Source organism: Mannheimia granulomatis (assembly GCF_011455695.1).
Classification (GTDB): Bacteria; Pseudomonadota; Gammaproteobacteria; order Enterobacterales; family Pasteurellaceae; genus Mannheimia; species Mannheimia granulomatis_A.
In genome coordinates this window covers 1,622,140-1,636,644 of the sequence record NZ_CP015030.1, presented here as the reverse complement: position 1 = coordinate 1,636,644, position 14,505 = coordinate 1,622,140, and the positions used below count along the sequence as shown (strand labels likewise).

The window sequence follows — 14,505 nt, the reverse complement described above, 5'->3', positions numbered from 1 at the left end:
TTATGTTATATTGGATAAACTAAAATTGATGGTTACAAGCGGTCTGATTTGTAAAAAAATTTGCAAATCAGACCGCTTGCAAGTGAGGAAAAATGATGAAAAAAGCCGATATTCAGAAAATGCAAGATCTTTATAATCAATGGGTAGAGCTATTACCTGAATTGGAAAAGGGGCTAGAACAATGGAAAAAAGCGGCTGAGCTTTTAGAGCCATTAAGCCAATTTTACGCTAGCCCGAAATGGCGTGAATTGCATGATAGTTTTGATGAAGAGTTAGATACTAAAGGTAATTATAGTATCTTGTCGGAAGATGCATTATGGAATGCTTTGGCTGAACAGCATCAATTAGCACTAGAGTGGTTAAGGTTATCTACCGCACTGATTACTAAAGAATAAAAGAAAACAGACGCTTAGGCGTCTGTTTTTTTAAGGAGTAAATTGTTTATTGGCATAATATGCAGAGCCACGAATCAGCATTCTCAGTTGCATAATTACACGCTGTTTCAGTTTTTCCCGTTCTTGATTGCTCATATCTAAGGCGTGAGAGCCGGCAGTAAATACGAGAGTGACTAAACCTTCTGCTTGAATATAGGCAAGGTTACGGTTACTGTGGTTATCTTTGCTTAGAATATAATCTGTAAGTTCTGCCACGAAGTGCTGAATTTCGCGAGAGGCAGCCGTTCGAAATGCTTGAGATGTTCCCGAGCTTTCACGCAAGAGCAAACGAAACACATTAGGGCGATCGCTAATGAGCTCAAAAAATGTTTCAACCGATACGACGACTACACTTCCACCACTGGCAATACGCTTACGAGCTTGTCGCATTAGTTGACGTAGCAGCAAACCGGATTCATCTACCATTGCTAATCCTAATTCATCCATATCTTTAAAATGGCGATAAAATGAAGTAGGTGCAACGCCGGCTTCTCGAGCAACCTCCCGTAAACTTAGGTTGGAAAAACTTTTTTCCGCACTTAATTGGTTAAATGCGGCTTCCACTAAGGCTCTACGTGTTTTCTCTTTTTGAATAGCACGTACGCTGATGCCGTTAGCCATATTAAACCTCTGTTTGCATAATTTCGGTAATTGCTTGGGCCAAACGCTCATAACGGACACGTAAAGGAGAACCCGGACGATAAACCATACCTATGGCACGATGAGGCGGGTTGTCAAATGGGATGTAGCACACGCCCGGTGTTGGCTTAGCAGCCAATTTAGGAATAAGTGCTATACCAACGTTGGCTGCAACCATGTTGCGTAATGTTTCTAAATTCGTTGCTTTAAAGTGAGGATTTTCTTTTGCCCCGACAGATAAGCAGTAATCTAATGTGTGAGTGCGTAAGCAGTGGCCACCGTCAAGGAAGAGTAATTCCCGATTTTGCAATACACTAATATCTAATTTATCCTGTTTTGCCCATTCATGTTCTTCAGAAACAACAAGATACATTTCTTCATTAAAAATTGGCACTTCAATAAAAGATTCGCTCTCTTTGACAAATGAAATTATGCCGCAATCTAGTTGACCAGATTCCAGTTGATCCAATAATTGATTAGTATGCAATTCATAAATGTAAAGTTCTAAATCGGCAAAATCTTTTTTAAGGGCCGGAATAATAATGGGTGAAATATAAGGGCCTAGCGTTGGAATAACACCAACGTGTAGCGGGCCGGACATCTCTTTACCTTGATTACTTGCCATCTCTTTTAGTATTTTCACTTCGCGTAAAACGGCTTTAGCTTGTTCAACTAAGGTCAGACCTGATTGGGTAAAGAGAACTTTTCGACTTGTGCGTTCAAGTAAAATTGTGCCTAATTCATCTTCTAATTTACGAATTTGACCACTTAAGGTGGGTTGGCTAACATTGCAGGATTCGGCAGCTCGGCGAAAATGTTTATGGTCTGCTAAGGCAATAAGGTATTCTAAATCTCGAATATTCACTTGATTTCTCCAGTTTAAAAATTTCTCCTATTAATCCGATAGGCTGAATTATGCCATACTTACGAGTACAATGCTTACGATTTTTATAATTAAATTAATAAACTAAAAGGAGAAAACATTATGTCTTTTAAAGATATGACTGGTCAACGAGTACCAAATGTAACATTCAGAACCCGCCAAAATGATGTTTGGGTAGATGTAACAACAGATGAATTATTCAATAATAAAACTGTTGTTGTGTTTTCACTACCGGGGGCATTCACTCCAACGTGTTCCTCAACTCACTTACCCCGCTACAACGAGTTAGCTTGTGAATTTAAAGCGTTAGGTGTTGATGACATCATCTGTATGTCAGTAAACGATACTTTCGTAATGAATGCTTGGAAAGCGGATCAAGAATCTGAAAACATCACTGTAATCCCGGACGGTAACGGTGAATTTACCGATGGTATGGGCTTATTAGTGGATAAAAATGACCTAGGCTTTGGTAAACGTTCTTGGCGTTACTCAATGCTGGTAAAAAACGGTATTGTTGAGAAAATGTTCATTGAGCCGCAAGAGCCGGGCGATCCGTTTAAAGTATCGGATGCCGATACAATGATTAAATATTTAAGCCCAAATTGGACTGCGAAAGAGTCTGTTTCGATCATCACTAAACCAGGTTGCCCGTTCTGTGCAAAAGCAAAAGCTTTATTAAAAGAAAAAGCTTATACGTTTGAAGAGATCGTATTAGGTCGTGATGCAAGTACGATTTCTGTGCGTGCAATTACTGGTAAAACCTCTGTGCCACAAGTGTTTATCGGTGGTAAGCATATCGGCGGTGGTGCTGCCTTAGAAGCGTATTTTGCAAAATAATCGGCAAATATAACCGCTTGTAAGCATTAAAATGAAAGGGATTAAGTGAAAACTTAATCCCTTTCTTTATAAATTATTTCAGTAAATATTCGCGTAATGCAGCAAAATCAGCAGCCATTTCATCAGATAATAATGGCAGCTTATTGTGCTTGTCTAATGCTTCCGGTAAGGAGAGTTCAATTTCTAAAATACGCTCAACAGATTCTTTAAATTTTGCTGGGTGAGCAGTACATAAGAAAATACCGGTTTCACCTGTTTGAAGCTGGTCTTTTAATGTTTGGTAAGCAATTGCCCCGTGCGGTTCACATAAATAACCTTCTGCGTATTGGGCTTTTAATGCAGCTTCGGTTTCTTCATCGTTTAATGCAGCTGAACCTAAATCTGAAAGGTGCCATTCATTACGTTTAAATAGCTCTTCCACTCGTGGCCAGTTATTTGGGCGGCTTACATCCATCGCATTTGAAAGTGTGGCCACTGTCGCATTCGGCTCCCATTTACCTGACTGTAAATAGCGTGGAACAGTGTCATTCGCATTGGTTGAAGCAATAAAACGTTTAATCGGTAAGCCTAAGGTTTTGGCGATTAAGCCTGCGGTTAAGTTACCGAAATTGCCGCTTGGTACAGAAACTACCACGTTATTGCGTTTTTCTTTCGGCAGTTGTGCAACCGCCTCAAAGTAGTAACAAATTTGGGCGAGTAAGCGGCTGATATTAATTGAGTTTGCGGAGTTTAAGCCAATAGCCTGACGAAGTTCAGCATCATCAAAAGCTTGTTTGACTAACGCTTGGCAAGCATCAAAATCTGATTCAATAGCAACTGTGCGAATATTGCCCCCTAAAGTACAAAACAGTTTTTCTTGCAGTGGGCTGATTTTGCCTTTCGGGTAAAGAATGACTACGTTAATGTTTTCTAAACCGTAGAATGCGTGAGCAACAGCCGCTCCGGTATCGCCTGAAGTAGCGGTCAAAATCGTGATTTTGCCGTCTCCACGCACATTCGCAAGAGCTTGTGCCATAAAACGTCCTCCGAAGTCTTTAAAGGCTAAGGTCGGACCGTGGAATAATTCTAATGCATAAATATCATCGTTTACTTTCGCAAGTGGTGCAGGGAAGGTAAAGGCATTTTTGACCATTGCATCTAGGGTAGCCTGTGGTAACTCTTCACCAATTAATGCAGCTAAGATTTTTTGGCTACGTTCAACTAAAGGTAAGTCGAGTAGAGCATCAATATCGTCTAATTGCGGTAATACTTCAGGGAAGAATAAGCCTTGATTTTTGCCTAAACCCTGACGTACCGCTTGAGCAAAATTGACTTGTTCTTCTGGGTGCTTGATGTTGTATAAGTTCATTTATGGAGGATCCTTTATTTTTTAAATGGAAATTTTTAACTGATTTTAGCTATAACAGTCTATTAGTCAATGCAAAACCGAAAAATAAGCGGTATGATTTAGTAAAAATTTTGCCAAAAGGAACTAAACTATGAAAACGACATTTCGCCCAATATCAAAACAAAAAAAGATAGCTCTAGTTGCTCACGATAGTTGCAAACAAGATTTAATTCATTGGACAGAAAAGCATAAACAACGACTTGCTTCACATAAGCTTTATGCTACCGGCACAACCGGACATTTATTAAGCAGAGAAACAGGACTTGAAATTACGTCCTTATTAAGCGGACCGATGGGGGGCGATCAGCAGTTAGGCGGTTTAATTGCGGAGAAGAAAATTGATATGTTGATTTTCTTTTGGGATCCGATGAATGCAGCCCCGCATGACCCGGATGTTAAGGCGTTAATGCGGATCGCAACGGTGTGGAATATTCCTGTTGCGATTAACGAAACGACCGCAAACTTTCTACTTAATGCCGATTTATTTAACCAAGAATTGAATGTTAGCGTGCCGGATTATGATAGCTATTTGAGGGAGCGTTTGGGTTAGCAAGCGGTCTGATTCTTTGAAAAAAATACAAATATGAAGAGATTGTTAAAAAAATTCCAAACAAGTTGGTTATCCGAAAATGTAATTAAAACCCTACCGATGTTTATTTCGCTAAATATCGCAGCAGTTAGTATTTGGCAGTTAGGAATTTCTGATTTTGCAATGCCGTTGATGTTGGGGATTATCGCCGGCGGGTTGGTTGATTTAGATAATAGTCTTGTTGGTCGCCTGAAAAATCTGATTATTAGCTTGGTTGCATTTTCACTTTCCTCTGTAGGGGCCAGTATTTCGCTCTATTTGGGCTGGCTGTTTGTGCCGGTACTAGTTTTTTGCACCTTTTTATTGGTTATGTTAGGTGCAGTTGGACAACGCTATAATACTATTGCCTTTGGCACGCTTATCGTTGCAGTCTATAACAGCCTCACTTATACCCCGGATGTTTTATGGTATCACAATGTTGTGATGATTCTGCTGGGAGCCTTATTATATGGCTTGGTCGGTATTTTAGTTTACTTGATTTTTCCTAATCGGACTGTTCAGGAAAATTTAGCCTCGGCTTATGCTGCATTAAGTCATTATTTATTGGCAAAATCCGCCTATTTTGATCCGGATGATGATGACTTAAGTGCTAAACAGTTAGCTCTGGCAAAAGCCAATAGTGAGGTGATGGCCGCTTTTGATAAAACCAGGGTTTCTCTATTTTACCGTTTAAGACGGCAGCATCGCCAGCAACGTACACAGCGTATGTTGCGATACTATTTTACTGCCCAAGATATTTTGGAAAGAGCAAGTTCCAGTCATTATCAATACCATGAATTATTTCAGCAATTAAGCAATAGTGACTTGATGTTCCGCTTTCAACGTGTGCTGGAACTGCAGGCGGAAGCCTGCCAAAAAATCGCAGTTTCATTAAGGCATAGAGAGTTTTATGCACACAGTATTCGTGGAGAGAAAGCATTGCAAGGTTTGTTCAATTCTTTGAGTTATCATCAAGAAAGGGGCTTAGAGAGTGCCTACCGCTGGAGTTCTATTGCAGAGAATTTAGGCAATATTGAGCGCCAGTTAGCTCAAATTGAGCAAGGAGAGAGCAATGCTGAGTATATTGAGCCACTTAGCAAAAAATTCACTAAATCTAACCGCTTGAGTGCAGAAAATATTACCGGTCTGCGTAATATTACCCAAGCGATTAAAGGGCATTTAACCTTTGAATCGCAACTCTTTCGTCATGCAATTAGGCTTTCTATTGTCGTGTTTTTATGTGGTGCGATAGTGCCCGTTTTAGGATTTGATAATAAAGGCTATTGGATTTTACTCACAGCAATTTTTGTATGCCAGCCTAACTACACCGCAACTAAAACACGTTTGATCCATCGGGTGATGGGAACTATTTTCGGGGTACTGGTTGGTGGTTCCTTCGAGTTGTTTAATGTTACCTTAAGCCTGGAAGCGCAACTCGGATTAATTGTTCTAACTGGTTCACTTTATACTTTTTTCCGCTTAGTCCATTATGGATTTTCTACTTTTTATATTACGGTACTGGTGATGATAAGCCTTGATATTGCAGGGGTTAGCATTGAAAGTGGCGTATTAATGCGAATGGTAGATACTTTATTAGGCACAGCTATTGCTTGGCTAGCGGTAACATTTTTATGGCCGGATTGGAAATATTTGAATTTGCATAATAATCTGCATAACGCATTGAAAGCCAGTGGTGGTTATTTAAGGCATATTATCGCCCAGTTGCAATTTGGCTATAACGAGCAGTTGCCTTACCGTATTGCCCGCCGTGATGTGCATAATCATTTATCGGCATTAAGCAATGCCATTACCAATATGTATAGTGAACCGCAAAAATATGCTAACGAGCTAACTTTTGCCCCGAAATTGTTAGGGATTGCTTATACTTTACTGGGGTATATTTCCACTTTGGGTGCTTACCGCATCGCCAGCCGAGAGATTAATCGGCAAGTGGATTTTTCTGCTATTTTCTTTTCTCATGGGCGAGAGGTTGCGAATATTATCGGACAGATTGCCGATAGCAGCCGCTCATTTACAAAATTATCCGAAAAATTGACCGCTATCGATAGAGATTTAGCGCAGTTTGAACAGGATAATTCCCAAAAACAGGGTGGGACTGCGTTAGTGCTAATACAGCAATTGCGTTTGATCGTGCAACTTCTGCCACAGATTCAAAGTTTATTAAAAGCGGAAAATCTGTGTGAGGCAGAAAAGAAGTTTGATAAGGCATAAATAGTAAGGGAAGGTAAAATCATCCCTTACACACTTAGATTAGCGGTTATTTTTACCCTGATTATCATAATGAATGTTCCATAGCATTCTGGCGTCTAGATTGGCAGATGCAAACATGGTTAAAAATACGGAAGCGCCGAAATAGAATGCAGCATCTCCTACCGAGAAGCTTAAAATTTGGCCTCTTTCCAGCAATGACATCATTAACGAGAGTACAAACAGATCCAGCATTGACCAACGTCCTACAAAGTGTACGTAATGCAATAATTTCATTTGCAGGTGAATAGGGTGTTTCCATTTATGATGAATTGCCAAAAGTAGATACAAAATTGTGGCTATTTTGCTTATCGGTACGGCAATACTGGCAATAAACACGATGGCTGCGACCGCATAACTTCCCATTTTGATAAATAAAATCACACCTGAAATTAATGAGTCTGCAGAAACTTGCCCTGCCATTTCAGTAATAGAAATTGGAAAAATATTTGCCGGAATTATCATAATCGTTCCGGCTATCAAACAAGCCCAAACCCGTTGTAGCTTAATATTGTCGGATATAGATAAATTACTTTCACAACGCGGGCAGCGTTGACGGCCTTTTAAATCCAGAATTTTTTCATCAAAGCAGTATTCACACGTTGGACACAAGGTAGGTTTGCTTGGGTGGTCAAAGGGCAGTGAATGATATTCCGGATAGAACCTTTCCCATGCCTGCTGTGGCTCAATTTTAATAAATAGCAAGGTATTCAGAAGTGCTACAATTACAAAGGCAACTAAATGTATGCCAAAGTGTAAGTCTGCATAATCTCGAATTTTGAACGCGGCAACCGCGAGAGATACCAAATAAACATCTAACATCACCCACTCTTTTATTTTGGTTAAGAATATCAGTGTATAACGAGGACGTTGACGAATAATGCGTTGCAGCTGAACAGTTAAAATTAACAGTACGAAAGCCAGTGGCATAATTACTGCACATACCAATACCATAAAAGCTGTGTATGGATAGCCTGAGGTCGCCATTTTCCAAATACCGTCCCATACGGTTGCATTGATTCTTACCCCAAGTAAGTCAATGCTTAGTAGCGGAAAAGTGAGAGCGAAAGGCAGTAAGATTAAGATAGCAAGAGCTAAAAATGAACAGCGGCGTAGGCTCCAGTGGTTATTTTTTCGTAGCTCATGGCGGCAGTTTGGGCAGACCGCACTGCCGTGAAAATTGAGTGGTACACGAACTAATTGTCCACATTCGCTACAGCTTTGTAGAATGATTTTGTTGATCTTCATTTTTCAGTCTTCATTTAATTTAAGTAGCTATTTTCTACTTTATCTCACAGATTGCAAGCGGTTCAATTCGCTAAATCTTTTGCAAATTGCATTTTATTGCAATTTATGCAATATTAAATGCTGATATTTTCAATTTACGCAATGCTGTGCTGGTGTATAATTCATCTCACAACACAACAACAATATGCAAACAAAACCTCATACTCACATTGACTAATCATAAGGATTAAAAAATGGCTAACTATTTCAACACATTAAATTTACGTCAAAAATTAGACCAATTAGGTCGCTGCCGTTTTATGGATCGCAATGAATTTGCAGATGGCTGCAATTTCTTAAAAGGCAAAAAAGTGGTTATCGTAGGCTGTGGCGCACAAGGTTTAAACCAAGGTTTAAATATGCGTGATTCTGGCCTAGATATCAGCTATGCACTGCGTCCTGAAGCAATTGCAGAAAAGCGTGCTTCATTTAAACGTGCTTCAGAAAATGGCTTTGTAGTTGGTACTTACGAGCAATTAATCCCAGAAGCTGATTTAGTGATCAACTTAACCCCGGACAAACAACACTCAAAAGTAGTAGCTGATGTTATGCCGTTAATGAAACACGGTGCCGCATTCGGTTATTCACACGGTTTTAATATCGTTGAAGAAGGTGAGCAAATTCGTCCGGACATCACAGTTGTGATGACAGCGCCAAAATGCCCGGGTACAGAAGTACGTGAAGAGTACAAACGTGGTTTCGGTGTGCCGACATTAATCGCCGTTCACCCTGAAAACGACCCGAAAGGTGAAGGCTTAGCGATTGCGAAAGCGTGGGCAAGTGCAACCGGCGGCGACCGTGCGGGTGTGTTAGAATCTTCATTTGTTGCAGAAGTAAAATCTGACTTAATGGGTGAGCAAACTATCCTTTGCGGTATGTTACAAGCAGGTTCTATCGTATGTTACGATAAGTTAGTATCTGAAGGTAAAGATCCGGCTTATGCAGGTAAATTAATTCAATTTGGTTGGGAAACCATTACCGAAGCGTTAAAACAAGGCGGTATCACTTTAATGATGGATCGCTTATCTAACAGTGCAAAATTACGTGCATTTGAACTTTCTGAGCAAATCAAAGAAAAATTAGCGTTCTTATTCGTTAAACATATGGATGACATCATCAGCGGTGAGTTCTCATCAACCATGATGGCAGACTGGGCGAACGGTGATGCAAACCTATTAAAATGGCGTGAAGAAACCGGCAAAACAGCATTTGAAAATGCACCAGCAGCAGACGGCATCAAAATTTCTGAACAAGAATATTTTGACAACGGTGTGTTAATGGTTGCAATGGTGAAAGCGGGTGTTGAATTAGCGTTCGATACCATGGTGTCAGCGGGTATCTACGAAGAATCTGCTTACTATGAGTCTTTACACGAGTTACCGTTAATCGCAAACACCATCGCTCGTAAACGTTTATATGAAATGAACGTGGTTATTTCAGACACAGCAGAATACGGCAACTACTTATTCTCCCACGTGGCAACGCCAATTCTTGCGAAAGAAATTATCCCAACGTTAGAGAAAGGTGATTTAGGCGAACCAACCCCAGCGGTTGAAATCGACAACGTTTACTTACGTGATGTGAATGATGCTATCCGTAACCACCCAATCGAGTTAATCGGCCAAGAATTACGTGGTTATATGACAGATATGAAACGTATTTCGTCACAAGGCTAATGTAGATTATTTACAAGCGGTCAAAAAAATTAAGAAATTTGCAAAAGTGCGGTAGAATAACCGCACTTTTTGTTTTTGGGGAAATTTAGAATGTCTGAACAGCTTAGTACTCAGGTTTTAGAAGATGCTTTTCAATCTTTGGAACAGACAATGAACCAGCTCTCTGATACTCATTGGTTTAATCAGCAATTACCAATTGTTCAAGATACGCTGATAGCTGGAGCAATTCAAAAATTTGAATTTGTCTATGAATTAAGCCTTAAAATGATCAAAAGACAGCTGCAACAAGAAGCTATTAGTATTGAGGATTTACAAGCTTATAGCTTTAAAGATATTTTGCGAGATGCGTTAAAATCAGGTTTGATTGATGATATGGCAAAATGGGTTACTTTCCGAGATATGCGAAATATTACCTCTCATACTTATAATCAAGATAAAGCAATAGCAGTGTATAGCCAAATTGAGGATTTCCTTGAATATAGCCGTTTTTTAGTTGAGCAACTGCGTTTGAGAAATCAAAATGGATAAACCTGAATTAGCTCTTCAGCCAGAGGAACTTGAGATTGTTAAATCTATCCTCCAACAGTTTGTTCCTAACTATCCTGTGTGGGCATTTGGTTCTCGTGTGAAAGGTACTGCGAGGAAATATTCAGATTTGGATTTAGCTATTATCACTGAAACGCCTTTAACTTTTTTAGAGAGTGATAATCTCAAAGAAGCTTTTTCTGAATCGGATTTAGTTTGGAAAGTAGATATTGTTGATTGGGCAACCACCAGCGAAGCATTTCGGCAGATTATTCGGCAAAAATATATAGAAATCCAGTAATTCTCAAAACAAAAGCCTGTAAGTATTCCTTACAGGCTTTTTCGTATTTGCAAAAATTGACTAAAATTATTCACAATCCTTGTAAGGATTGTTTACAGCTTCGCTGCCATTGGCAAAGCCAACGTTCAAAAAGCAATGCTTTTTGTAATCGCTTGTTCTCTTATTTGGTTAATAAATCTAAAACTTCTTGGTATTTTGCCACGGTTTTTTCAATCACATCCATAGGCACTTTTGGAGCCGGGGCTTGTTTATTCCAACCGCTGTTTTCCAGCCAATCTCGCACGAATTGTTTATCAAATGATGGCGGATTTGTGCCTTCTTGGTAAGTTTTGACAGACCAGAAACGGCTGGAGTCTGGAGTCAGTACTTCGTCCATTAACGTCAGTACACCGTTTTCATCTAATCCGAATTCAAATTTGGTATCGCAGATAATAATGCCTTTGGTTAAGGCATATTCTGCCGCTTCAGTGTAAAGTGCGAGAGCAGCATCGCGTACTTTGGCGGCAAGTTCAACGCCGATTTGGCGTTCGCACTCTTCATAGCTGATGTTGATATCGTGATCGCCCACTTCTGCTTTGCTAGATGGAGTAAAAATTGGCTGTGGTAATTTGCTTGCTTCTGTCAAACCTTCAGGTAATTTTAAGCCACAGATGGTGCCGGTTTGTTTGTAATCTTTTAAGCCTGAGCCGGTTAAATAACCACGCACAATTGACTCAATTTTGACCGGAGTTAAGCGTTTGCAAACTACTGCACGATATTGAATTGCTTCAGCTTCTTCTTTCGGTAATACATCAAACACGCTATCACCTGTGAAGTGGTTTGGCATAATATGAGCTAATTTGTTAAACCAGAAATTAGAGATTTGAGTGAGGATTTCACCTTTGTGTGGGATAGGGTCATCTAAGATTACATCAAATGCCGATAAGCGATCGGTTGCCACCATTAACATTCGTTTTTCGTCAATTTCGTAGAGGTCACGTACTTTGCCGGAGTAGATTTTTTTTAAGCTGATTTGCATTTTTAAAATTCCTGCTTTATTGAATTTGTAAAAAATTAGGGAAATTATACCGCTTTACGCAAACGTTTGCGATAAGTTATTTTGAGATAATAAAAACAAATTTTATAAAAAAGACTTGTCATTGTTAAAATTTAGGCGTATCTTTAAAAACAGCTCATTTTTGGAGAATAGAACAATGACATTTATTCGTACTCATCATCACCATCATTTCCCTGAATAATCTTTCGGGCATTTGATGTGTGCGGAAGATAGAAACTTCCGAGTACGCATAAAGGCAAACTAAATTTAACCCTCTCGGAAGTCTTTTCGAGAGGGTTTTTCTTTACATTTAAAATTTAAAAAAACAAGAAGGAAACAGCAATGACAACACAAAATCGATTACGCATCGCAATGCAGAAAAAAGGGCGTTTAAGCCAAGAATGTAGTGAATTATTGAAACAGTGCGGAGTAAAAATTATTTGGAATGACCAACGCTTGATTGCCTATTCGGAAAATATGCCGATTGAAATCTTGCGTGTGCGTGATGATGATATTCCGGGCTTAGTCTTTGATGGTGTAGTAGATCTTGGCATTATCGGTGAGAATGTACTAGAGGAAGAAGAGCTCGGACGATTAGCTGGCGGTGAAAAGGTAGAATATAAAAAACTTCGCCAGTTAGATTTTGGCGGATGTCGCTTATCTCTTGCCATTGATCGTGATAAAAATTATACCAGTGTAAAAGATTTGGAGGATACTGTGATTGCTACTTCATATCCTAATTTATTAAAACGCTATATGAAAGAGCAAGGTGTGCCGTTTAAAAGTATTTTATTAACTGGCTCAGTAGAAGTTGCCCCAAGTGCTGGTATTGCTACAGCTATTTGCGATTTGGTTTCTTCAGGCGCAACTCTTGAGGCAAACGGGTTGAAGGAGGTGGAGGTGATTTATCGTTCCACAGCTTGTTTAATTCAGCGTAAAGAACCGCTTTCTGCCGAAAAACAAGCCTTAGTTGAGAAATTACTGACTCGTATCCAAGGTGTGCAACAGGCGGGTGAGTCGAAGTACATTATGTTACACGCACCAAAAGATAAGTTAACACAAATCACGGCGTTATTACCAGGAGTAGAAAATCCGACTATTCTGCCACTTGCCAATGATCAAACACGAGTGGCTATGCATGTAGTAAGTCAAGAAAATCTGTTTTGGGAAACAATGGAGCAGCTTAAGGAGATGGGCGCGAGTTCTGTTCTCGTTCTACCTATTGAGAAAATGTTGGCGTAGGTTTTATGTTATTTCTTTGCTTGTGCAAAGAAAGTAACCGAAAATAGAGCCGCAGAGCGGCTCAAATATGCGTAACCTAGTACGGCTTTGCCGTGCTAGGCATAAATAAGGACAAAATATGCAAACCCTAATTTGGAATAATCTGAGTGAAATAGAGCAAGAGCAATATCTTGCTCGTCCGGCACAAGTCATTGGTGAAAGCATCAAAACAGCTGTTGAGGCAATTAAAAAAAACGTATTAGAAAACGGCGATAAAGCCTTATTAGAGCTAAGCGAAAAATTTGATAAAGTAAAATTAGAGAGCCTGGTCATATCGAAAGAGCAAATTCAGCAGGCGGAAAGCCGCATTTCCCCTGCTTTGAAAAAGGCAATTCAAAATGCTAAAGCAAACATTGAAGCCTTTCACAAGGCTCAGCAAAATCAAGAGGTGGATATCGAAACCCAAGCGGGTGTGCGTTGCCAAGTACTTACCCGTCCGATTAATCGTGTTGGACTTTATATTCCGGGCGGCTCGGCTCCGCTGTTTTCTACAGTTTTAATGTTGGCGATTCCGGCAAAAATCGCTGGTTGTAAGAAAGTTGTGCTTTGCTCGCCTCCGCCGATTGCTGATGAGATTCTCTATACTGCAAATTTATGTGGAGTAGAAACTATCTATGCGGTAGGTGGGGCTCAGGCGATAATTGCAATGGCAAACGGCACGGAAACAATACAGCAAGTAGATAAAATTTTCGGGCCAGGTAATGCTTTTGTAACGGAGGCCAAACGCCAAGTTGTACAAGAAGGCACTGCGATTGATATGCCGGCAGGACCGTCTGAGGTATTAGTGATTGCTGATGAATTTGCTGATCCTGCCTTTGTGGCCAGTGATTTGCTTTCCCAAGCCGAACACGGTGCTGATTCACAAGTGATTTTAGTCACGCCAAGTGAAACTTTAGCCAAGGAAGTTGATGAGGAGTTAGAAAAACAGGTTTCTGTTTTACCTCGTGGAGAAACTGCCCGTAAAGCTTTGGCTCACAGTCGCACTTTTATTGCGGAAAATTTGCAACAAGCGGTCGAAATTAGCAATAAATATGCACCTGAGCATTTAATTGTACAGACTGAAAATGCTCGATCACTGCTTGTAGATTTAGATAATGCAGGTTCTATTTTCTTAGGCGCTTATTCACCGGAATCTATGGGCGATTATGCTAGCGGGACCAATCATGTGTTGCCAACTTATGGCTACACTAAAACTTATTCTAGTTTAGGATTAGCCGATTTTAGTAAGCGCATGACAGTACAAGAATTAACCCCAGTAGGCTTTTTAGCTTTAGCGGAAACAGTAGAACAAATGGCAAGTGCCGAGTTATTGCAAGCACATAAAAACGCAGTCAGTTTACGTGTAGCAAAATTAAAAGGCTAAAACAAAATAAGCGAACTGAA

14 protein-coding genes and 1 other annotated feature are annotated in these 14,505 nt (G+C 39.9%); of the genes, 9 read left to right on the top strand and 5 right to left on the bottom strand.

Going from position 1 to position 14,505, the window contains the following annotated elements:
- Window positions 1–95: 95 nt before the first annotated feature.
- Window positions 96–395, top strand: coding sequence for a DUF4298 domain-containing protein (locus A4G16_RS07900; protein WP_165889923.1), 300 nt, complete (start codon window positions 96–98; stop codon window positions 393–395).
- A 30-nt stretch (window positions 396–425) separates the two neighbouring features.
- Here A4G16_RS07900 and fabR read toward each other — a convergent pair whose 3' ends face one another.
- Entirely contained in the window at window positions 426–1,055 is a 630-nt protein-coding gene (gene fabR, locus A4G16_RS07895) for an HTH-type transcriptional repressor FabR (protein ID WP_165889426.1), read from the bottom strand.
- A gap of 1 nt (window position 1,056) precedes the next feature.
- A complete protein-coding gene (gene oxyR / locus A4G16_RS07890; RefSeq protein WP_165889425.1) occupies window positions 1,057–1,938 on the bottom strand; it encodes a DNA-binding transcriptional regulator OxyR in 882 nt (293 codons plus the stop codon).
- A 120-nt stretch (window positions 1,939–2,058) separates the two neighbouring features.
- On the opposite strand from oxyR, the gene A4G16_RS07885 reads away from it, so the two are divergent.
- Window positions 2,059–2,793, top strand: a complete 735-nt coding sequence (locus A4G16_RS07885) for a glutathione peroxidase (protein WP_165889424.1) — start codon at window positions 2,059–2,061, stop codon at window positions 2,791–2,793.
- 73 nt (window positions 2,794–2,866) lie between these two features.
- Here the strand turns inward: A4G16_RS07885 and thrC are convergent, their stop codons facing one another.
- On the bottom strand, window positions 2,867–4,141 hold the full coding sequence (gene thrC, locus A4G16_RS07880; RefSeq protein ID WP_165889423.1) for a threonine synthase: 1,275 nt from the start codon (window positions 4,139–4,141) through the stop codon (window positions 2,867–2,869).
- A gap of 130 nt (window positions 4,142–4,271) precedes the next feature.
- Between thrC and mgsA the strand changes: the two genes are divergently transcribed.
- Window positions 4,272–4,730, top strand: a complete 459-nt coding sequence (mgsA, locus tag A4G16_RS07875; RefSeq protein ID WP_165889422.1) for a methylglyoxal synthase — start codon at window positions 4,272–4,274, stop codon at window positions 4,728–4,730.
- Between the two features lie 33 nt (window positions 4,731–4,763).
- Window positions 4,764–6,980: a YccS family putative transporter gene (gene yccS / locus A4G16_RS07870; RefSeq protein ID WP_165889421.1), complete on the top strand. Its 2,217-nt coding sequence runs from the start codon at window positions 4,764–4,766 to the stop codon at window positions 6,978–6,980.
- Window positions 6,981–7,019: 39 nt separating this feature from the next.
- On the opposite strand, the gene A4G16_RS07865 is transcribed toward yccS, so the two are convergent.
- A complete protein-coding gene (locus A4G16_RS07865; protein ID WP_165889420.1) occupies window positions 7,020–8,264 on the bottom strand; it encodes a paraquat-inducible protein A in 1,245 nt (414 codons plus the stop codon).
- A 233-nt stretch (window positions 8,265–8,497) separates the two neighbouring features.
- Between A4G16_RS07865 and ilvC the strand changes: the two genes are divergently transcribed.
- From ilvC to A4G16_RS07850, 3 genes are all read left to right on the top strand, one after another.
- On the top strand, window positions 8,498–9,979 hold the full coding sequence (ilvC, locus tag A4G16_RS07860) for a ketol-acid reductoisomerase (protein WP_165889419.1): 1,482 nt from the start codon (window positions 8,498–8,500) through the stop codon (window positions 9,977–9,979).
- Window positions 9,980–10,069: 90 nt separating this feature from the next.
- Complete coding sequence (locus tag A4G16_RS07855; RefSeq protein ID WP_165889418.1) at window positions 10,070–10,507, top strand: nucleotidyltransferase substrate binding protein; 438 nt, start codon at window positions 10,070–10,072, stop codon at window positions 10,505–10,507.
- Window positions 10,500–10,805, top strand: a complete 306-nt coding sequence (locus A4G16_RS07850) for a nucleotidyltransferase family protein (protein WP_165889417.1) — start codon at window positions 10,500–10,502, stop codon at window positions 10,803–10,805. Before A4G16_RS07855 ends, A4G16_RS07850 begins: the two co-directional genes overlap by 8 nt.
- 160 nt (window positions 10,806–10,965) lie before the next feature.
- Here A4G16_RS07850 and A4G16_RS07845 read toward each other — a convergent pair whose 3' ends face one another.
- A complete protein-coding gene (locus A4G16_RS07845; protein WP_165889416.1) occupies window positions 10,966–11,823 on the bottom strand; it encodes a phosphoribosylaminoimidazolesuccinocarboxamide synthase in 858 nt (285 codons plus the stop codon).
- Between the two features lie 195 nt (window positions 11,824–12,018).
- Window positions 12,019–12,147: a sequence feature (His leader region), on the top strand.
- Between the two features lie 36 nt (window positions 12,148–12,183).
- Here A4G16_RS07845 and hisG point away from each other — a divergent pair.
- Both hisG and hisD read left to right on the top strand, forming a co-directional pair.
- On the top strand, window positions 12,184–13,083 hold the full coding sequence (gene hisG, locus A4G16_RS07840) for an ATP phosphoribosyltransferase (protein WP_165889415.1): 900 nt from the start codon (window positions 12,184–12,186) through the stop codon (window positions 13,081–13,083).
- 118 nt (window positions 13,084–13,201) lie between these two features.
- Window positions 13,202–14,485, top strand: a complete 1,284-nt coding sequence (gene hisD / locus A4G16_RS07835) for a histidinol dehydrogenase (protein WP_165889414.1) — start codon at window positions 13,202–13,204, stop codon at window positions 14,483–14,485.
- Window positions 14,486–14,505 lie beyond the last annotated feature (20 nt).

Coding starts and splice junctions, on each gene's coding strand:
- A4G16_RS07885 (WP_165889424.1), top strand. CDS start 2,059: ATGTCTTTTAAAGATATGACTGGTCAACGAGTACCAAATGTAACATTC.
- hisG (WP_165889415.1), top strand. CDS start 12,184: ATGACAACACAAAATCGATTACGCATCGCAATGCAGAAAAAAGGGCGT.
- mgsA (WP_165889422.1), top strand. CDS start 4,272: ATGAAAACGACATTTCGCCCAATATCAAAACAAAAAAAGATAGCTCTA.
- A4G16_RS07850 (WP_165889417.1), top strand. CDS start 10,500: ATGGATAAACCTGAATTAGCTCTTCAGCCAGAGGAACTTGAGATTGTT.
- fabR (WP_165889426.1), bottom strand. CDS start 1,055: ATGGCTAACGGCATCAGCGTACGTGCTATTCAAAAAGAGAAAACACGT.
- A4G16_RS07855 (WP_165889418.1), top strand. CDS start 10,070: ATGTCTGAACAGCTTAGTACTCAGGTTTTAGAAGATGCTTTTCAATCT.
- thrC (WP_165889423.1), bottom strand. CDS start 4,141: ATGAACTTATACAACATCAAGCACCCAGAAGAACAAGTCAATTTTGCT.
- A4G16_RS07900 (WP_165889923.1), top strand. CDS start 96: ATGAAAAAAGCCGATATTCAGAAAATGCAAGATCTTTATAATCAATGG.
- A4G16_RS07845 (WP_165889416.1), bottom strand. CDS start 11,823: ATGCAAATCAGCTTAAAAAAAATCTACTCCGGCAAAGTACGTGACCTC.
- yccS (WP_165889421.1), top strand. CDS start 4,764: ATGAAGAGATTGTTAAAAAAATTCCAAACAAGTTGGTTATCCGAAAAT.
- ilvC (WP_165889419.1), top strand. CDS start 8,498: ATGGCTAACTATTTCAACACATTAAATTTACGTCAAAAATTAGACCAA.
- hisD (WP_165889414.1), top strand. CDS start 13,202: ATGCAAACCCTAATTTGGAATAATCTGAGTGAAATAGAGCAAGAGCAA.
- A4G16_RS07865 (WP_165889420.1), bottom strand. CDS start 8,264: ATGAAGATCAACAAAATCATTCTACAAAGCTGTAGCGAATGTGGACAA.